The organism is Leptospira gomenensis (genome assembly GCF_004770155.1).
Lineage (GTDB): Bacteria > Spirochaetota > Leptospiria > Leptospirales > Leptospiraceae > Leptospira > Leptospira gomenensis.
Map to the genome: position 1 here is coordinate 19204 of NZ_RQFA01000056.1, position 17784 is coordinate 36987.

A 17784-nucleotide genomic window follows, 5' to 3' on the forward strand; every position below is an offset into this window, starting at 1 on the left:
TCTCTTAATATTCCAAAAAATTCATAGATCCAAACGCAACCGGATCATATCGGTGCAACGGATTCCGTTTTCGTAAATCGGCTCGGGGTAATGCCTCGTGAAAAAATCCGCGTCGATTCCCGTAATTCTAAATCCGCATTTCTGATACAATGCCAATTGATTCACGCTCGAATTTCCGGTCCCCAACTCCACGCTTTTAGCGCCTAGTTCTTTGGCCTTTTCGACGGAATCCAATACGAGGCGTTTTCCTATTCCCTTTCCTTGAAACTCCTCCGCAACGGAAACGTTGACCAGCTCGAGCGTTTCGGGACGAGTGCGAATGAGAACGTAAACCGCAATCGTTCTTCCCTCAAATTCGCCGATTCTACAAATTCCCCGTTTGCAATATTCTTCCACGATTGTACGGGACGGGTCCGCGAGCAGAAGCAAATCCCAAGGATAATCTTCGCGCTCACCGTTCCATTCCCGAATCAGCATTTCCATTTTATTCGAACTCCGAATTCAAGATCCGATTTTACAAAGAAAAGGCAACTCATTTAGGAACGAAATCGTAGTTGCCATTCCTGCTTCCGGAAATATTTTTTCTAAACCGAATCGGTTGCTTATGAATTCAAAAACTTCCAAACACAATAAAACGAACAGACGATTTCAAAAAGCGGAAGTCGCAGAGATCTTTCGAGCCTACCCGGAAGCGGTCCGCGATAAACTTTTGCGATTGCGGGAACTCATTTTCGAAACCGCAGATTCCACCGAAGGAGTGGGAAGTTTGGAAGAAGCGATCAAATGGGGACAACCGAGTTATCTCACTCCGGAAACGAAAAGCGGAAGTACGATCCGGATCGATCGTTTAAAAAACGACGAAAACCGATACGCTATCTTTTTTCATTGTCAAACGGATTTGATAGCGAACTTTCGCGAACTTTTTTCCGGAAAACTCGAATTCGAAGGGAATCGATGTATCCTTCTCAAAACCGATCGTCCGGCACCGGAAAAGGAATTAAAGGTCTGCATTTCGATGGCTCTGACGTATCACAGAGATAAGAAAAAAGGATGATACGATCCTCCAAAAACGCGGACTACCGAAGGAACAATTCATCCGCGTAATCCGCTCTTAAAAGGTGGAATGTCCGAGAAAGCGAATCCGCCTTCTCGCAAAACGTCCGTTATACGGGTAAAACTTCCATATCCTCTTCGGAAACGGAACTTTCCGCCTCCTTATACGTCATCCATTTGCCGGTTTCGGAGTCGATCACCTTACAACGCGAAGTCGAACGAAAATAATCCCCGAAAATAGTCTCTTTTTCCAGGACGTTGTCTCCGTAAACGACCTTAATTTCGCCTAACGCACGTTTTAGATTGTAGAAGGGGATTTTCATGTGCACGTGATGCGGCATATGAATGAAAATATTATGAAAAAAGAAATTCAGCACCGCGGGAATATGATAATTGATCGTTCCGCGCATTTGTCCGTAATACGGAGTCCATTCGTCCTTGGTTTTCCAGGGGATTTCGGAATGAATATGGTGCACGTAAACCGTGATCCCCATAAAATAATTCCACGCGACGAAAGGAACCAGGCAAACTTTGACGAACATCCAAAGCCCCGCTCCAGCACTCCAAACTCCGTCCGTAAAACCTCCGAAATAAAAAACCGCGCCGGAGGAAACGAAAGCGAAAGAAAGCATGATCCACTTGTCTCGACGCGCTTCTTTCATGGGGGCGGTGAAAACCACCATCCCCTTCAGCCAGATTTCGATCATATAATAGAAACCGCCGCCCCAAGCCGACCAGAAAAATTTATGCGCTAATTTTTTGAATATTCCAAATTTAGAATATTCCTCCGCGGTTGTCGGATGCCAAACGAAATCCCCTCCGCGTTTGATCGTATGACCGTGATGGATCCGATTGTGTCCGTAGGCCCATTGATTGTATGCGTGTAAGGAAGGCAACATGGCGATCTGACCGATCCAATAACGCAGATGACGGTTTTGAAACAGGGCTTCGTGCGCGCAATCGTGTCCGATCACGAACAACGCCGCGATCGTAATTCCGGCAAAAAACCAAAGGAACGGAAGAAGATACCAAACATCCACGTTCCAAAGAAGAAAAATCGCGAGTGCGAAACAACACAGATCCCGAAAAAAATAACCGATGCCTTTGTGCGCCGGATTTTCAAACGTTCCTTTGGAAAGAGTTTCCCGGACGGCCCCCAGGGTTTCTTTGGGAGAATTTAAATTCGTTTTCACTTCCATAATTTTTTCCTTAGCGAACAGCGTTCGCCTTATAACGAACAATGTTCACCATTGCCCAACATTTTGCAAGCAAAAAAAAGGAAACGTTCAAAATGGATTCGGTTTTTCTATCGAATCCTGTTTTAGAAACGACTGTAGGAACTCCCCGCAACCCGAGTACGGCGAAATTCTTCTACGGAAATTCGATACAAAACGTGCCGAGAAAGAACATGATTCGCTTCCAAGTTGGGATGGGCAAAAAAACCCGATTCCCGCATTCCAATCCGTTTCATTACGGCTACGGAATTCAGATTGAGGACCGACGTAAACGAAACGATCTCGGATAAGTTCAGGTCGGAAAACCCGAACGCAAGAGAAGCGAACGCCGCTTCGGTCGCATACCCTCGGCTCCAATACGAAGCCGCCAACCTCCAAGCGACTTCCACGGCCGGCGTGAACTCCGCCTCAAACGGAACGTTTTTCAATCCGGTGAATCCTAAAAATTCCCCCGTATTTTTTTCCTCCAACGCCCAAAGTCCGTATCCGTTCGTTTCAAAGTGAAGTTCAAAACTTTGCACGAGACGATCACATTCGGCGCGCGAAAGAAGAGAGGGAAAAAACTTCATTACGATCGGGTCGGAACACAATTCGAAAAACGGAATCCGATCCGCCTCCTTCCACCGCCGCATCCGCAAACGCTCCGTTTTTAATTCCATTTTTGAAAACGATTTCTCCACAAATTTCGAAATTTAGATTGCCAAAGTCGATTCTTACCGTAAACTGGGCGAAGAATTCCAGTTATTGCATCGATTTTTTAACTTCCGAACGTAGTCCTATCTTAAAGTTTGCTCTTCTGTTTCAGTCCTGCATCTCTAAAATTTTTCTACTCCCGTACGCGGGAACGCTGTTTTTAAATCAAGATAACTCGATCTAATTAAAAACGACACGAGGACAAAGTATGTCAGTCAATATTTATGTAGGAAACCTCTCTTACGATCTCACCGAAGGCAAGTTAGGCGAACTATTCGGAGCGTATGGCGCCGTAAATTCCGTAAAGATCATCACCGATCAGTATTCCGGAAAATCCAAAGGATTCGCGTTCGTGGAAATGGCGAGCGAAGAAGAAGCGGACAAAGCTATCCAGAACCTGGACGGAAAAAACGTTCTCACACGTAACCTGAAAGTGAACGTAGCAAAGCCGAAACCGGCGAAAGGAAGATTCTAAGACCGTTTTTTCTTTTTAGGAATCGGCGCGGATTTTTTCTGAGCGGATCGACTTGCGGAAGCCTGTCGTTTCGAAGAAGACGCTGCCGTTTTCCGAGAAGAGACGTTTTTGATCGAAGCGGAGGATTTACTTTTGGAAACCCCGCTCGATCCCTTCTTTTGAGAAGAAGCCGACGGCTTCGATTTCGAAACGATCGGTTCCTTTTTTACCACAGAGTCTTCCTTTTTTACGATCGGCTTCGGGTCCTTATTCTCCTCCGCGGTAATCAGATCGGCAAGACACTCGATCCCCAAAGGTCCCATAAACAAATTGAGATGTCCCGCTTCGGGCAATTCCACGTCGTCGAAATGTCCCAATCGTGAATGTTCCGACGGAAGGATGATCTGATCCTTTTTCGTATAAACGGACTGTACGTTCGGAAGTTTTTCGAATACCTGAACGATCTCCCGGATAAACGAGGAACCCGGTCTCATCTGCCAAGCGCTGATTAAAAACGGAGCCAAATAGGCGAGATAGGTTCCGTGTACGGGAGTTCCCGCAATGAATAACTTTTTGACTCGGTCTCTTCCTTTGTAAGTAAGTCCCGCGGAAATCAATCCTCCCATGGAATGACCTACGATGTAACAATCCTTAATTCCCTTTTCGATCAGGAAGTTTTCCAGAAGTTTACTTTTGGTCCGAATGTTCCCCACTTGAAATCCGAGAGGCACGACGTAAACGGGATGTCCGTTCGCGGAAAGATGTTTGCGCATCGATTCCCAAGAAAGGGTTCTGCCTAAAAATCCGGGGACCAAAACCACCGGGCGTTTTTCACCTTCCGGAGAATCCTCTAATTGAGTAAAAATTCCCAAAACCGAATGCCAAAGATAAACGATCGTGTACCATTTTTCCGCGATGAATTGAAGGAGCGGATTTCGTACGGAACGATTTTCGGATACGTAGGCGAGATGATCATTCATGAGTTGCTCCCGGGGGATTCCGGATTTAGGTAGTATTTTCCCCTTTGCTACTTCTGAAAATCAAAAAAAGAACGGAAGAATTTTTCCGGGAAACACGTATCCCGAACCGACGATCAATCGACGATCCTACGGAATTCACCCGGAAGTTTTCGAAAACGTTTCGGGTGAATCGAAACGGATCAATCTTCTTTCTTGAATTTTAAGGAAGCGGAATTGATGCAGTAACGAAGTCCCGTAGGTTTCGGTCCGTCCGTAAATACGTGACCGAGATGACCTCCGCATTTGGCGCAAAGAATTTCGGTTCGATTCATTCCGTAACTGCGATCCTCTTCTCGATCGATCGATTCCTTTTTGAGCGGTTGATAAAAGGAAGGCCAACCGGAACCAGATTCGTATTTCGTTTCGGAAGAGAACAACGGTTCTCCGCACGCGGCGCAAACATACGTTCCTTTATCGTGATTGTCGTAAAGCGCTCCGGTAAACGCGCGTTCGGTGCCTTTCTCTCTCAGAATCCGAAACTCTTCCGGAGTAAGTTGCTTTTTCCATTCTTCTTCGGATTTGTTGACTTCGTATTTCATTTCCCCACCTTTTCTCGTTTTATTTTCCTCCGCTCGGAAACAACCGGAGACGATCGGTAAAACCGAAACTAAGACCGTTAGAATGATACGTTTCATACGAGGGAATTCGTCCTGAAGGTTGGACAGGTTACCGAACGGAAACGATTCGGAGAAAAATTATAAGATCCGATATTCCTCGACGATTTCGCGGAGCGAATCCTCCATTTCACGGATATAACGGAGCTCTTGGGTCATTCGCCACATCGTAACGGAACCGTGATACGCCATCAACATTCTTCTTGCCACATATTGAATGTCCATACTTCGTTTGAGTTGTCCGGAACCGATCGCTTTTTGAAGATAATCTCCGATCATACGCGTCCACTTTGCGACGATGTCTTTTAGAAATTCCGTATATTCCGGATCGGAATCCATCACCTGACTCGCGAAACCCGCAAACGGACATCCGAAAAATTCCTCGTGACGGATCTGTTTTTCCTTAAGAATCACCCAAGCCCGCAGAAATTCCGCCAAATCCGGATAACGATCCATCAAACCTTGTAGATCGCTGAGGGTTTTTTCCTCCTGTTTGGCGAGATAGGCGAGACCCAATTCCTTTTTGGACGGATAATGATCGTAAAGACTGGCCGCCACCGAATTGGATTCCTGAATGATCTGCCGCATTCCCGTATTGGAAAAACCCTGTTTGTAAAAGAGAACGGTAGCGGTTTCTAAAATCCTTTCTCTGACTCCGACCCCGGATTCCTTTTTTTTTCGTGTCTGCGTTTTCATCGTTTTTGATCGAACGTCCCGCATCGGAACGAATTCAGTTTTCCACCTAAAAAACTTCTGTCAATGACTTTGAAAGTTTTCGATAAAAAAACAGAACGAACGTTCTGTATTTTTTTGTTTGAACAAAATTCCGCCGGGTCTAAACTAAGGTCAGAATCTTTGGAGACTCGGAGGAAAGAAAATGATTGCGGACGAAATCCAACTCGTGACTCGAATCTCCGATCTGGACACACAAAGACACGTGACCAGCCGCACGTACGAAAATTTTTGCCTCGAAGGTAGGTTTCGACTTCTCGAAAAGAACGGTTTTCCCCTGCGGGATATTTTGTCTCAAGGGTTTACGATCCGTCCTTTGGAATCTTCCATTCGTTTTCTCGCGCAGCAGATGGAAGGCGCCGATCTCAAAACGGAAACGAAAGCGTACGCTTTAAAAAACGGTATGATATTCTGGGATCAGAAAGTTCTTTCCGATTCCGAAACTCCCGCGGCGGAAATCAAAACCTTGACTTTATGCGAGAAAAAAGGAAATCCTGTGGATCTTCTCCCTGCGGAGAAAACGGAGATGACCGGTTACGATCAGTTTGCGGAAATTCCGGATTTTAGAGGCACCTGCAAAACGGTCGATACCGAATTGATCACGCTTTACAGCGAAAGAAATATTTTCGGAGATTATAATCCCGCATATCTTTGGAGAATCGTGGAGGATTCGCGCTGGTTTTTTTCCACAAAGGCCGGTTTAACCTTGGATCGTTTTGTGCAAATGGACACGACGATGTTTTTTATGGGCGGTGTGTTCCGTTTTTTTCATCCCGTTCCGGCGGGAAGAAAGGTGAAGGTAAGCACATGGATTCACTCGTTCGAAAAGATCCGCAGTTATATGAGACACGAGGTCACGGATTGCGAAACCGGTTTGCGTTATTTCGCGGTTCAGGACGAACAACTTGTGGTTTCGCTTTCCAAAGCGAGGCCGAAAAAGGCGCCTGAGGAATTCCAGCAACTCGTAGGAGAATATGTAGAAAATTTTGAATATTCTCAAAAATGAATTTAGGAATGATAATTAAGAATATGAACTCTGGAGAAAGAAAATGAAATTAGAAAAACCGTTGGCGCTTTGTACGCCGAGAAGAACTCCATTTGCTCAGATCGCGAAAGCCCTCGGACCTTATCCAGGACACCACCTGGGAAAAATAGTCGCGGAAGACATTCTCGCAAAAAGCAAATTGAAACCGTCCCAAATCGACGGGGTCGTGGTGGGAGAAGGATTTAGCAACGCTCCTAATTCCGCAAGAGTGATCGCGAACCTGGTCGGAATGAGAGACGAGATCGCTTGTATCACGGTTGCGAACAATTGTGTTTCCGGTATGGAAGCGGTCGCGGAAGCGGCTCGTAGAATCGTGTTAGGCGAAGGGGAATTGTTTCTCGCGATCGGCGAAGAATCCCAGACGTCCATGCCTTTTATCGTTAAAAACGCTCGTCTGAATAAGAAAGCCGGATCTCTCGATAAACTCAAAAAATTACTTCCCGACAATCTTCCCGAAGGTGTGGAATTGAGAGACACTTTGGAGGACGGTCTTGGCGACGGAGAAACCTCGTACGGAATGCAAGTGACCGCCGAGATCGTCGCGCAGAATTACGGTCTTTCCCGCGAAATCCAGGACAAACTCGCGTTCGAATCCTTTAAAAGAGCATTAGAAGCCTCTAAAGCCGGAAAATACGCGCCCTACATCATTCCTATGAAGGACGAAGACGGCAACGAACTATCGATCGACGAAGCGGTCGGTCTTCGCGAAGGTCTTGTGGAAAATCCTACCCGTATGGGACGCGCCATGCTTATGTTCGACAACCCCGGTATGAAGTTCGAGGAATTTAAGACGAAATACGCTAAGGATCTGAAAAAATCCCACGGACCAACGGTGTCGATCTTCAACGCAAGTCCTCGTTCCGACGGAGCCGCCGGTGTGATCGTCACCACCGTGGAAAAAGCGAAGGAACTCGGTCTTCAAATCGAAGCGGTCGTTTCCGGTTGGCACATGAAGGGAGTTCATCCCAACAATATGGGAATCGGACAAGCTGCTGCCACCGAAGCGTTGTTAGACGATGTCGGAATTAAAATCCAGGACGTGGACTACGTAGAAATTCACGAAGCGTTTGCGGCGACGGCGGTCGGCGCGCTCGAGCAGATCAAAATGGACACCGGATGGGATTGGGAAAAATCCTTCGACGCGAAAAAAGTGAATCCGAACGGCGGTTCCATCGCCATCGGTCACCCTTTCGGAGCTACGGGAATCCGTCTGATTGCGAACGCGATTATGGACTTGAAGGAGGATTCTTCCGCCAACAAAGTCGTGATCACCGCTTGTGCGCACGGCGGGATCGCAGGTTCGATGCTGATCGAAAGATACAAAGGTTGATTTTAGTTTAGAATTTTCTAAACTATCGTTCGTACGTTTCCTTTTAGGAATCCGGAGACGAACTCAAAACTCCTAAGACCCCGGGCAACCTCGGGGTCTTTTATTTTAAGAACCGAAAAGATTCCTATAAACGCGCGCCCTGATCATACAAGATCAAAACGGCTGCCGTTAAAACGAAATAACCGAATCCTTTTTTGAGAAGTCTTTCGTTCATTCTTGAGGAAAGCGCGTCTCCGAACAACATTCCCGCGACCGCTAAAACGCTGACGATTAAAAGTAAAGGACAATCCTCGGTTTTTACCGAAGAAAAGCTGATCACAAATCCGAACAGCGAATTTGCGGCGACGATGGCAAGCGATGTGCCGACCGCTAATCGGATCGGAAACTTAAGCATAAACACCAGAGCCGGAATGATCAAAAATCCTCCCCCGGCTCCGACGAAGCCGGTGATCGCTCCGATCAACAATCCTTTCCCGATCACAAAAACGAAATGCGAAGAGGGGGGGTTCGGTCGTTCCTGCGGATCTTTCGACATCGAATGATTTCCCGAACGGATCATGGCCCAAGCGCTAAAGAACATCGTGAACGCGAAAACGGCCATAATCAGAAATTGTTTCGTCGCAAGAATACCGAATCCCGAAAACAAGATATCGGGAAGAAACGGAAGAAGAAATCGTCTTACGAGTAAAATACTGAAGAAACTCGGTAACGCGAAAAAAAAACCTGCTTTGACGGCGACGTTCCGATGGATCGATTTCATCAGAGCGCCGACCAGAGCGGCAGCGCCGACTACGAAAAGCGAATTCGTCGTGGCGCTCAGAACGTCTTGTTCGAAGACATAGACGAGAATCGGAACCGTAAGAATCGCCCCTCCCGCTCCGACGAGACCGAACAAAGTTCCCATCAAAAAAGATGCGATCAAACCTTCGATCAACATCGACTTAATCGAGTCTACTTTTGAGATTCGTTTTCTTATCCACAAACCGAAACAACAACATACCCAAAAGAATACTTCCGAACACGAGCAACGGTCTCGTTTCGAAACTTGTAAGAGACGTGACCGAAACCGTGGGACAATAACCTCCCAATCCCCAACCTACGCCGAAAATAAGGCTACCGATCACCAATGCCGGAGTGGTGTCTTTTCTGGTGGGTATGAACCACTCCTTGGCGAACATAGGCGTCTTTCTTTTGCGAATCAACTTGTAAGTTATGAAATGGATTCCGACCGCCCCTGCCATCGCAAAAAGAAGAGTGGGATTCCATCTCCCGAATAGATCTAGAAATCCGATTATATTAGAAGGTTGTAATATTCCGGAGACGCCCAAACCAACGGCGAACAACGATCCGACGAATAAAGCTCCGAGATTATATTTCATACGAACATTCCGATTTTACGAAGTATAAAGACTATCGCCATACCCGCGGTCATAAACGCGACCGTCGCCACGATGGATCTCGCGGAAACCCGGCTGACTCCGCAAACTCCGTGTCCGCTGGTACAACCTCCCCCCAACATCGCGCCGAAACCGACGAGAACTCCAGCGACGGCGCCGATCCAATCGTTCGTCTGTAGTTCGATCGCCAACAAACCGGGGGATACGATTTTCAGGGAAAGTCCGCCTAACAACAATCCTACGATAAAGTACCATCGCCACGCAACGTCCCCTTTCACCGGAATCAAGACTCCGTATACGATACTGCTGACTCCGGTCACCCTTCCGTTCCAGAGAAGCATCAAAGAAACCGCTATCCCGATAATCGCTCCTCCGACCAATCCCATAATCCATTCTGTCACCATTCTCCTACTCCTTTTCCGTCGGCAGCGATTTCGAATTCCAAAACACCATACCGCCCGCCAAACTTACCGTGAACTTATAACCGAAACGAATACTTTCCAGTACCGCCTGTTCGGAACGTTTACCGCTCCGACAAACGAACACTATCTCCTCCATCGGATCGCCGCTCCTCAGAAACTTCGTCAGCTCCAAGCCGAGCGTGAAACGTTTCGCCGTACGAATATGGCCGAGACGACCGTGGAATTCTCCTGGATGACGAACGTCGATGATCTTAATCTTACCCAGATTTGCTAATACGTCATCGTATGACACGACCGGAATCGTGGATTTCATCTCGGGCTTCATCCTTCTTATCGCTTCCAAATTACCGCAGGCCAAATTGATCGGCACGGCCACGTCCATTTTTTTCGGAAACGAAAGGCAGAGGTTATCCATGATCTTTTTGAATTCCTCTTTGGAACGATTTCCGCCGATCCGGGGATTTAATTTTTTTTCCAATGCGATCGTACTATCGATCAAACCGCGATAATCATGACCCGGAAGAACGCGCGTTTCGTCGGGAAGACGAAAGAGTTTTTGTGTGATACTTTCATACAACTTTTCGGAGGATCCTTCCTGGAAATCCGTCCTACCTGTTCCGCGTATGAGCAGAGAATCTCCCGTAAAAACCATTCCCTCGAAGTAAAAGCTCATACACGCTTTAGTGTGCCCGGGAGTTGCCATCGCGGTTATTTTTTTATTTCCAAGCGGAAGTTTCTGTTCATCCGTCAATTGAATGTCGGCGCAATCGACCTTGGCCAAGGAACTGATCGCGGTTTTTGCGTCCGTTTTTCCCCGTATCGTCGCGGCTCCGCTGATATGGTCCGCGTGAATGTGCGTTTCCAGAATATACTTCAAACGGAGATCGAGTTTACGGACGAATTTTAAATCCCGTTCTACGGTTTCCAACACCGGATCGATGATGGCCGCTTCCTTTGTTTCCCGATCCGCGATGAGATAAGTATAGGTCGAAGACGTAGCTTCGAAAAGTTGAAGAAAAAGAATTCCTTTCATTCCGTTATTTCCCGAGTTTTTCCTCGTTTATAGGATAACATCCTAAATAGGGTCGCAAGTTCCGAAGCGCTTCGTTTAACGTTTTTCCGAAACACGGATTCTTACGCCTCGAGTATAAACTGCGAAAGAGGAGGAACATTGTATAATTCTGCAATCATTAAAAAAATTGAATACGTTAAATCGTTTTTCTTAATTGCAGAATTATACAAACGAATCCGATATCGATCGAGATATTTTGAATTTTGTTAATCGAAACGTTTGCGACTTCAGTCTATGTCGATAGCGGGATACAACGGAGGAAAAGATATGTTGTCGATCGATAGAACGGCGGAAAGGGAAAAACTTCACGTCGATGGATTGTTGAATTTTTCGGCGGGTTTTACGATTGCCGGTCTTTTATGGAGCGCCCTTTATTTTTTTCTGGGATTTCCTCAGGCGGCGTTGATCCCGGGAGGTTACGCGGTCCTAAGTCTGTCGAGTCTGATATTCGTATTCGCGACGGGCAGATATTCCGAGTTCCGGGTTCTTCAATTCGTTTTTATTCTAATTTTACCGGTAATACTCCAATTATCCTTGGGAGGTTTCGAGAACTCGGGTGCGGTGATCATATGGTCGATACTTTGTCCGCTAGGAGCCCTCGCATTCGCTCCTACCCGATACGGTCTCGTTTGGTTCGGGTTGTTTATCGCGGCCTTGTTATCCGCGGGATTGGCGGAGTTTTTCGAATTTATTCCTAATATAGAAGTAAAACATAATATACGAATATTATTCTTCGTTATAAACATCTCGGGGGCGGGAACCTTGACCTTCTTAAGCCTGTTCTATTTCATCTTCAAAAGCAAACAAGAACACGACCGCGCCGAAAATCTGCTTTTGAATATCTTACCAGAACCGATCGCCGAACGATTAAAGCGAAATCCATCCACGATCGCGGACGGATATCCGATGGTTTCCATCCTTTTTGCGGACATAGAAAACTTTACGGGAATTTCCCAAAAAATCGCCCCGGAGATTTTGGTCCACTTTCTCAACGACGTTTTCTCGCATTTCGATTTTCTCGCGGAAAAATACGGAATGGAAAAGATAAAGACGATCGGGGACGCGTATATGGCCGTCGCGGGAATTCCGATCTGGCACGAAAATCACGCGGAGAATGCGATGCGGATGGCGCTCGAAATGCAGACCTTCGTAAAAAATATACGAGATCCGACCGGAACGCCCTTGAAGATACGGATAGGAATTCATTCCGGACCGGTCGTAGCCGGGGTGATCGGAAGAAGAAAATTCGCCTACGACCTATGGGGAGACGCCGTCAATACCGCCAGTAGGTTGGAATCGCACGGCTTACCCGGCAGAATCCAAATCTCCGAATCGACATACGATCTCCTAACCGACAAATCGCCGTTAGAGATAAGTAGATCCGTGGACGTAAAAGGAAAAGGTGTTATGAAAACCTATCTCAGCTACGAACAAACCGATATATTATAAAAAAATAATATATCGGAAAATTCAAACCTCGGCGTAACTCGCGGGAACTTCGATGAACGACTTTAATCGCCGTGAATTTCTGAAAATTTGGGACGGCGGTAGACCGAACGTTGCACGAAACGTCCGTGTAAAATGCGCCGAGTCGAAAAAACCGGCGCGATGCGCCGCGTCCGTATGGTTCATTCCGTGTAAAAGGGAATAAACGGACAATTTCAACCGAAACCAAGTCCGAAAAGAGTGAAAGGAAATACCGACTTCCTTTTTAAATTGATGTTCCAGATTGGAAACGGACATGCCTACGAGTTCGGCGAATTCCCTCGCGGAATGATCTTCGTCGGGTTTAGTCGTGATCAATTCGACTACCTTTTGAATCCGAAAGTCCGCTATCTTCGTCTCGATGTCGGCTAACGGAGGAATACGGTTCAACAAATCCAGCAACTCGGCATCGGAATCATCCGAAGATAAAACTCGGCCGACCGTCTCGAACAATTCTTGTTCTTCCCTCAGAGAAACGAAGATGCCTTCGTTTTCGCGATCCTCATTCGAAGCCCTTAGCGATTCGTAATTCGGACTACTCAGATCCATAAAAATCATGACGCAGAATTTTCCCGAAAATCGGATGGAATGATTCAACATCGGAGGAATAAGAACCGAACGAAAACCGATCCAATCCTCTCCGTTTAAGGAAACTTGTAACTCTCCGTCCAAACAGATACAAATCGTCGCCGCGGCTCGTCGTCGCATATTGTAGTCCGGCAGACGTCCCGCGAACAAACAACGACTTCCCCAAATACAGATTCTTTCCTGACGATCAAGAGGATTCACTTTCATAGTCGGGCCTTACGAGTTTTTTATCGGCGTTGCAGAATTATACAAGGTGATTTCATCATCCGCAAATACAATTCATCGGGTGAAGAAAAACAATAAACGAATAGCGCAATTTCGAGTAAACCCATTTTTACCGTATGTATCGTTTCGATACTCGCTTAACCTCTCGGAATCTTTACGGAGAAAATTCGAATGAAAAATCAGAATCGACTCTTGTGGGAGAAAGGCGACTTTACCGAGATCGCGGCGTTGATGCGTAAGTCCGGAGAAGAGTTCGTCGCTTCCCTCGAAATAAAATCGCCGTTGCGCGTTTTGGATTTAGGATGCGGAGACGGAACCACTGCGATACCTCTCGCTCGAGCCGGCGCGGAAGTCTTAGGAATCGACATCGCCGAGAACCTCGTCGCTGCAGGAAATAGACGCGCGGCACACGAAGGACTTCTTCGATTGAAATTTCAACAAGGGGACGCGTGCGATTTACGAGACGTCGAGGACGGTTACTTCGATTTAACGATTTCGATGTTCGGCGCGATGTTCGCTCCTAAACCGTTCGACGTGGCTAAGGAAATGGTTCGTGTAACGAAACCGCGAGGTCGTATCGTAATGGGAAATTGGATTCCGAACGATCCGACCTCGTTCGTTTCCCAACTGTTGCGAATCAGTGCGTCGTTCACTCCTCCTCCACCCGAAGGTTTTATCAGTCCGATGACATGGGGTGTGGCGGATAACGTAGCGGAATATTTTTCCCGTACGGGAGTTCCGAGGGAAAAAATATCCATGATCAAGGACGTTTACGAATTCATCGCGCTCGATAAGAATCCCGAAAACCTGATCGAATCGTTGATACGATTTTACGGACCGACGATGAGCGCTTTCGAAGCCGCGGAGAAAAACGGAAACGAAGAGGAACTTCGCCGTCAATTGATAGAATTGGCGTACGCGCAAAATAAAAACACCGCAGTCGGAGTTTCTATACCGGCCACTTTTTTGAGAGTGACGATCGATCTTTGACGAATTCGTTTACGAAAAATTTTCAAACTCGACTACGGAAACGGAGATGAGGATGCCGCAAGCGCCCGAACCTAATACGGATTCGTCGCAGGAATTGAAGCGACGCGCACTTGTCATATTATTCGGAATAACGATTTTGTTGGTTCCGGTCTGGTCGATGACATATTGGTTTTACAGCCTATATCTCGCGGCGATCGTTCCGGTCATTTACTCCGTATGCGGAATATTGACGCTTTTGTATTACCGGATCAAAGGACCGAAAGGTTTTTCCGTTTTTATGACGACTTGTTTCTCTCTTTACTTCGTTCTACCTCCGATCCTACAAACCGTGTTAGGCGGTTTTCAGAACGCGAGTGGAGTTATACTCTGGATGTTTCCGGTGGTTATCGCCGCGTTCATTTACCAAGGTGCGCGACGCGCATTTTATTGGGGATTGGCCTTTATGTCGGCGGTGATCGCTTCGGCATTCTCCCCTACGTGGATCGGAAATCCTTCCGGTCACAGACTACCGGATCAGGTGATCGATATCTTCTACGCGCTGAATATCGTATCGATCGGAGGAATCGTCGCCGCAACGGTCTACTATCTGATAACGACGATCTCACAAAAATCGAACCAGCTAACGACCGCACTCGGAGAGATCACTAAGGCGAAGGAAATGCAGGAGCAGGATTATTTTCTGATCAGTTATCTGAGTAATCCTCTCAGCGAAATTAAAACACACGACGGTCCCGTGAAAGTGGAATCCTTGATCGAGCAGCGTAAGAAATTCGAATATAAACGTCGAACGCACGAAATCGGCGGAGATATCTGCATCTCCGATCGAATCACGTTACGCGGTAAAAAATATACCACTTTCTTAAACGGAGACGCGATGGGAAAATCCCTACAAGGAGCGGCCGGAGCCATAATCATGGGCAGCGCCTTTCGAGTTTGTCTGGCAAGAGCGAAATCGAAACAATACCAACGCCAATATCCGGAACAATGGATCAAATCGTGTTACCTCGATTTTCAGAAAATTTTCGAATCGTTCGACGGCTCGATGTTCATGTCGATTCTTTTCGGACTGATCGACGAGGAACGCGGTTTGCTCTACTTCATCAACGCGGAACATCCGTGGACCGTTCTTTATCGGGACAAAGAAGCGACTTATCTGGAGAACGAACTTTACATTCGCAAACTGGGCATGCCTACGATCGATCGTGTAATCCAGGATTCGGAAGATAAATATCACATAGAAAACGTCTTCACTTTAAAAACCTTTTTGTTGAAACCGGGCGACTCGATCATCGTCGGCTCCGATGGTCGGGATGATATCTCCATCAAAAAAAACGAATACGATGCGCCGGAAATGAACGTAGACACGGAACTTTTTCTAAATGCGGTTCGAAACGGAAACGGAAATCTGAACGGTATTCGAGAGTTCCTCATTAGGCAAGGGGATCTAACGGACGATCTTAGTTTGATGCGTATCTCCTACGATTTGGAGAAGGGAAAATTCTTTAGCGATGCGAAGCCGAATTTACGGGAGCTAAAAAAAGTTTTGGAAAAACGGGATTTTACGGAGGCGGCAAAAATTGCGGAAGAACAGATTCGACATTTTCCGGATCACGACAATCTCTTTTTGATCGCATCGATCAGCAATCGTAGAATCAATAATCTAGAAACGGCCGCCGATTTAGGCGAATGTTATCATTTCCGTCATCCGAACAGCCGAAAAAGTCTGATCAATTTGACGAAGATCTACTATCTAAACGGAGAACTGGGGCGGGCTAAATATCTTCTCAATCGATTAAAAACTATGAATCCTAGTTACGAGGCTTTTTCACGGACGGATACGAAACGAAGATGACTCCGATGAAGTGCAACGGAGGTGCGATGAAGAGAAACGATAATTTTCGAAAAAGAAAATCGATTTACGGACGGTTCGAGAATTTTACGGAAGAATCGACTAACGAGCATAAAACGAATCGCGAGTTTTTATCGTCTTTATCTTTCTTTTCATTTTTATCTATCTTTGATTTCATGTTTCGTTCCTTTATATCAGAAGTTCATTCCCTATTTTCGAATCTCTGTTCCGAATTCTCTTTTATCGGTAGAATTATTCGTTTTGAATATGTTTCACTGAGTAGAAGGGTACATAGACTCAAAGGTAACGGTATGAAGAACGTTCTGGTAAAAACGTCGATTTGGATCGGGGTATTGTCGATTACCTCGTTTTGTAGCGAGGCGGAACGGATTGCGATCGATGCGCTCAAAAATCCTCTGATCGCTCTGGTGGAACCTTCCCAAATGTCGAACTCTTCGACGCAACAACCGGATCCGGGCGACGGTGAGGCGCCGAACTGCGTCAACACCGGCGGCCCGTGTTATATATTCGAACTTTATAATATTTCAGGAATTCTTACGGACGGTGACATAGGAGGAATCTCTGGCGCTGACACTTTGTGTAGGACCGCTGCGGCAAGCCTACCTTCTTCCTTCGGAAGTCCGACGGAATACAAAGCGATGCTTATGGACGAATCGGGCGAGAGAGATCTGACCCATAATTGGGTTTTGCATCCGAATACGAGCTATCTTAACGTTAAGAAAAGTTCTCTGAATCCAACGGATAGCAGAATCGTTTTTACGACGAACTCGCAAGCGATGTTTAGTAACTTTCCGATGAGTAATTCGATCATCGTGGACGGAGCCCGTCCTCCGAATACCTATATCTTCACGGGGATTCGGACCGATACCCCCAGTTCGATCGGCACTTGGCTTCCCGGAGCGGGAAGAAGTTGTTTTAATTGGACCAGCACGTCTACGGGAACTACTTACGCTTCGATCGGTCTTCCGAATGATATTTCTGTTTATGCGATCGATCGAGGATACTCCGCCGCCACCGGTTGTAATTCGACACACGGACTTTATTGTGTTCGGCAATAAATCCCTGAGGCTGTTTTATCAATCAATCAATCAATGAACGAACGAACGAACGGATGGATGGATGGATTTAGGTCGGGTCAATTCTTTTCGCATAGAGAGTCTATTCGATAAATTTTAGATTCATCTATAATTACATTATTTTTTATGCATATAATAAAATTTGAAATTTATTAGATGCAAAGGAGAATGTCGATCAGGTCCTCCCTTCGGCTTTCGCGGAGCGCGTAGAAAGGCTGAAGGCAGAGCAGTGGGACAATGGGAGAGTGGAGTGGTCCCCGAGGCTGTAGTCAATCGCTCCGTTTTTTGAATTGAGAACGGCATGTTGCGTTTGTTGTGCGTGGTCGGCGCGGACTTGCAGAGATGTTGTGTGAGAAGCCTGTGAGATGTGTATACGTGTATATGCGTTGCATTGCGCGGCGCATACGATGGGCCGGTGGGTGATCTGGGTTGCGGTGCGTTTTGCGTGCGAGGCGCTCTTGAGTCCACCTGGGCAAGCTGGACC

Annotated in this window: 19 protein-coding genes; 8 read left to right on the forward strand and 11 right to left on the reverse strand. The window is 46.6% G+C overall.

The annotated features are described in order from the left end of the window. Positions 1–21: 21 nt before the first annotated feature. Complete coding sequence (locus EHQ17_RS12680; RefSeq protein ID WP_210412860.1) at positions 22–483, reverse strand: GNAT family N-acetyltransferase; 462 nt, start codon at positions 481–483, stop codon at positions 22–24. A 121-nt stretch (positions 484–604) separates the two neighbouring features. Here EHQ17_RS12680 and EHQ17_RS12685 point away from each other — a divergent pair, with 121 nt between their 5' ends. Further along, positions 605–1054, forward strand: a complete 450-nt coding sequence (locus EHQ17_RS12685) for a DUF1801 domain-containing protein (protein ID WP_135595710.1) — start codon at positions 605–607, stop codon at positions 1052–1054. 109 nt (positions 1055–1163) lie between these two features. On the opposite strand, the gene EHQ17_RS12690 is transcribed toward EHQ17_RS12685, so the two are convergent. Both EHQ17_RS12690 and EHQ17_RS12695 read right to left on the reverse strand, forming a co-directional pair. After that, positions 1164–2252, reverse strand: a complete 1089-nt coding sequence (locus EHQ17_RS12690) for a fatty acid desaturase (RefSeq protein WP_135595711.1) — start codon at positions 2250–2252, stop codon at positions 1164–1166. A 122-nt stretch (positions 2253–2374) separates the two neighbouring features. Further along, on the reverse strand, positions 2375–2920 hold the full coding sequence (locus tag EHQ17_RS12695; RefSeq protein ID WP_246057543.1) for a GNAT family N-acetyltransferase: 546 nt from the start codon (positions 2918–2920) through the stop codon (positions 2375–2377). A 269-nt stretch (positions 2921–3189) separates the two neighbouring features. On the opposite strand from EHQ17_RS12695, the gene EHQ17_RS12705 reads away from it, so the two are divergent. Then, a complete protein-coding gene (locus EHQ17_RS12705; protein WP_135595714.1) occupies positions 3190–3456 on the forward strand; it encodes an RNA recognition motif domain-containing protein in 267 nt (88 codons plus the stop codon). Here EHQ17_RS12705 and EHQ17_RS12710 read toward each other — a convergent pair. The 3 genes from EHQ17_RS12710 to EHQ17_RS12720 form a co-directional block, all read right to left on the reverse strand. Then, complete coding sequence (locus EHQ17_RS12710; RefSeq protein WP_135595715.1) at positions 3453–4415, reverse strand: esterase/lipase family protein; 963 nt, start codon at positions 4413–4415, stop codon at positions 3453–3455. The two genes, EHQ17_RS12705 and EHQ17_RS12710, sit on opposite strands and share 4 nt — an antisense overlap. A 179-nt stretch (positions 4416–4594) precedes the next feature. After that, complete coding sequence (gene msrB / locus EHQ17_RS12715) at positions 4595–4993, reverse strand: peptide-methionine (R)-S-oxide reductase MsrB (protein ID WP_210412862.1); 399 nt, start codon at positions 4991–4993, stop codon at positions 4595–4597. Between the two features lie 156 nt (positions 4994–5149). Then, a complete protein-coding gene (locus EHQ17_RS12720; protein ID WP_135595735.1) occupies positions 5150–5764 on the reverse strand; it encodes a TetR/AcrR family transcriptional regulator in 615 nt (204 codons plus the stop codon). Positions 5765–5945: 181 nt separating this feature from the next. On the opposite strand from EHQ17_RS12720, the gene EHQ17_RS12725 reads away from it, so the two are divergent. Continuing rightward, positions 5946–6806 carry an acyl-CoA thioesterase gene (locus tag EHQ17_RS12725; RefSeq protein WP_135595718.1) on the forward strand — a complete coding sequence of 287 codons (861 nt, stop codon included), beginning with the start codon at positions 5946–5948 and terminating at the stop codon, positions 6804–6806. Positions 6807–6849: 43 nt separating this feature from the next. Then, entirely contained in the window at positions 6850–8175 is a 1326-nt protein-coding gene (locus EHQ17_RS12730; RefSeq protein WP_135595719.1) for a thiolase family protein, read from the forward strand. A gap of 124 nt (positions 8176–8299) precedes the next feature. On the opposite strand, the gene EHQ17_RS12735 is transcribed toward EHQ17_RS12730, so the two are convergent. The 4 genes from EHQ17_RS12735 to EHQ17_RS12750 are packed head-to-tail and all read right to left on the reverse strand — an operon-like array spanning position 8300 to position 11027. Next, on the reverse strand, positions 8300–9112 hold the full coding sequence (locus EHQ17_RS12735) for a sulfite exporter TauE/SafE family protein (protein WP_135595720.1): 813 nt from the start codon (positions 9110–9112) through the stop codon (positions 8300–8302). 4 nt (positions 9113–9116) lie between these two features. Beyond that, positions 9117–9554 carry a DUF6691 family protein gene (locus EHQ17_RS12740; protein ID WP_135595721.1) on the reverse strand — a complete coding sequence of 146 codons (438 nt, stop codon included), beginning with the start codon at positions 9552–9554 and terminating at the stop codon, positions 9117–9119. Next, a complete protein-coding gene (locus EHQ17_RS12745) occupies positions 9551–9976 on the reverse strand; it encodes a YeeE/YedE family protein (RefSeq protein WP_135595722.1) in 426 nt (141 codons plus the stop codon). Before EHQ17_RS12745 ends, EHQ17_RS12740 begins: the two co-directional genes overlap by 4 nt. Before the next feature lie 4 nt (positions 9977–9980). Further along, the gene (locus EHQ17_RS12750) at positions 9981–11027 is read right to left on the reverse strand and encodes an MBL fold metallo-hydrolase (RefSeq protein WP_135595723.1); all 1047 of its coding nucleotides are present in this window, start codon (positions 11025–11027) and stop codon (positions 9981–9983) included. 306 nt (positions 11028–11333) lie between these two features. Between EHQ17_RS12750 and EHQ17_RS12755 the strand changes: the two genes are divergently transcribed. After that, the gene (locus EHQ17_RS12755) at positions 11334–12515 is read left to right on the forward strand and encodes an adenylate/guanylate cyclase domain-containing protein (protein WP_135595736.1); all 1182 of its coding nucleotides are present in this window, start codon (positions 11334–11336) and stop codon (positions 12513–12515) included. 21 nt (positions 12516–12536) lie between these two features. Here EHQ17_RS12755 and EHQ17_RS12760 read toward each other — a convergent pair whose 3' ends face one another. Then, entirely contained in the window at positions 12537–13346 is an 810-nt protein-coding gene (locus EHQ17_RS12760) for a helix-turn-helix transcriptional regulator (protein WP_135595724.1), read from the reverse strand. Between the two features lie 189 nt (positions 13347–13535). Here EHQ17_RS12760 and EHQ17_RS12765 point away from each other — a divergent pair, with 189 nt between their 5' ends. The 3 genes from EHQ17_RS12765 (at position 13536) to EHQ17_RS12775 (ending at position 17282) form a co-directional block, all read left to right on the forward strand. After that, complete coding sequence (locus EHQ17_RS12765; RefSeq protein ID WP_135595725.1) at positions 13536–14354, forward strand: class I SAM-dependent methyltransferase; 819 nt, start codon at positions 13536–13538, stop codon at positions 14352–14354. Positions 14355–14400: 46 nt separating this feature from the next. Then, positions 14401–16206: a SpoIIE family protein phosphatase gene (locus tag EHQ17_RS12770; RefSeq protein ID WP_135595726.1), complete on the forward strand. Its 1806-nt coding sequence runs from the start codon at positions 14401–14403 to the stop codon at positions 16204–16206. A 308-nt stretch (positions 16207–16514) separates the two neighbouring features. Then, on the forward strand, positions 16515–17282 hold the full coding sequence (locus tag EHQ17_RS12775) for a DUF1554 domain-containing protein (RefSeq protein WP_167881101.1): 768 nt from the start codon (positions 16515–16517) through the stop codon (positions 17280–17282). The last annotated feature ends 502 nt before the right edge of the window (positions 17283–17784 follow it).

Excerpts from the sequence above, each read along its gene's own strand:
- EHQ17_RS12690 (WP_135595711.1), bottom strand. The coding sequence starts at position 2,252 with ATGGAAGTGAAAACGAATTTAAATTCTCCCAAAGAAACCCTGGGGGCC.
- EHQ17_RS12755 (WP_135595736.1), top strand. The coding sequence starts at position 11,334 with ATGTTGTCGATCGATAGAACGGCGGAAAGGGAAAAACTTCACGTCGAT.
- EHQ17_RS12725 (WP_135595718.1), top strand. The coding sequence starts at position 5,946 with ATGATTGCGGACGAAATCCAACTCGTGACTCGAATCTCCGATCTGGAC.
- EHQ17_RS12705 (WP_135595714.1), top strand. The coding sequence starts at position 3,190 with ATGTCAGTCAATATTTATGTAGGAAACCTCTCTTACGATCTCACCGAA.
- EHQ17_RS12765 (WP_135595725.1), top strand. The coding sequence starts at position 13,536 with ATGAAAAATCAGAATCGACTCTTGTGGGAGAAAGGCGACTTTACCGAG.
- EHQ17_RS12775 (WP_167881101.1), top strand. The coding sequence starts at position 16,515 with ATGAAGAACGTTCTGGTAAAAACGTCGATTTGGATCGGGGTATTGTCG.
- EHQ17_RS12730 (WP_135595719.1), top strand. The coding sequence starts at position 6,850 with ATGAAATTAGAAAAACCGTTGGCGCTTTGTACGCCGAGAAGAACTCCA.
- EHQ17_RS12770 (WP_135595726.1), top strand. The coding sequence starts at position 14,401 with ATGAGGATGCCGCAAGCGCCCGAACCTAATACGGATTCGTCGCAGGAA.
- EHQ17_RS12735 (WP_135595720.1), bottom strand. The coding sequence starts at position 9,112 with ATGTTGATCGAAGGTTTGATCGCATCTTTTTTGATGGGAACTTTGTTC.
- EHQ17_RS12710 (WP_135595715.1), bottom strand. The coding sequence starts at position 4,415 with ATGAATGATCATCTCGCCTACGTATCCGAAAATCGTTCCGTACGAAAT.
- EHQ17_RS12695 (WP_246057543.1), bottom strand. The coding sequence starts at position 2,920 with ATGCGGCGGTGGAAGGAGGCGGATCGGATTCCGTTTTTCGAATTGTGT.
- EHQ17_RS12760 (WP_135595724.1), bottom strand. The coding sequence starts at position 13,346 with ATGAAAGTGAATCCTCTTGATCGTCAGGAAAGAATCTGTATTTGGGGA.
- EHQ17_RS12745 (WP_135595722.1), bottom strand. The coding sequence starts at position 9,976 with ATGGTGACAGAATGGATTATGGGATTGGTCGGAGGAGCGATTATCGGG.
- EHQ17_RS12720 (WP_135595735.1), bottom strand. The coding sequence starts at position 5,764 with ATGAAAACGCAGACACGAAAAAAAAAGGAATCCGGGGTCGGAGTCAGA.
- EHQ17_RS12685 (WP_135595710.1), top strand. The coding sequence starts at position 605 with ATGAATTCAAAAACTTCCAAACACAATAAAACGAACAGACGATTTCAA.
- EHQ17_RS12750 (WP_135595723.1), bottom strand. The coding sequence starts at position 11,027 with ATGAAAGGAATTCTTTTTCTTCAACTTTTCGAAGCTACGTCTTCGACC.
- msrB (WP_210412862.1), bottom strand. The coding sequence starts at position 4,993 with ATGAAATACGAAGTCAACAAATCCGAAGAAGAATGGAAAAAGCAACTT.
- EHQ17_RS12740 (WP_135595721.1), bottom strand. The coding sequence starts at position 9,554 with ATGAAATATAATCTCGGAGCTTTATTCGTCGGATCGTTGTTCGCCGTT.
- EHQ17_RS12680 (WP_210412860.1), bottom strand. The coding sequence starts at position 483 with ATGGAAATGCTGATTCGGGAATGGAACGGTGAGCGCGAAGATTATCCT.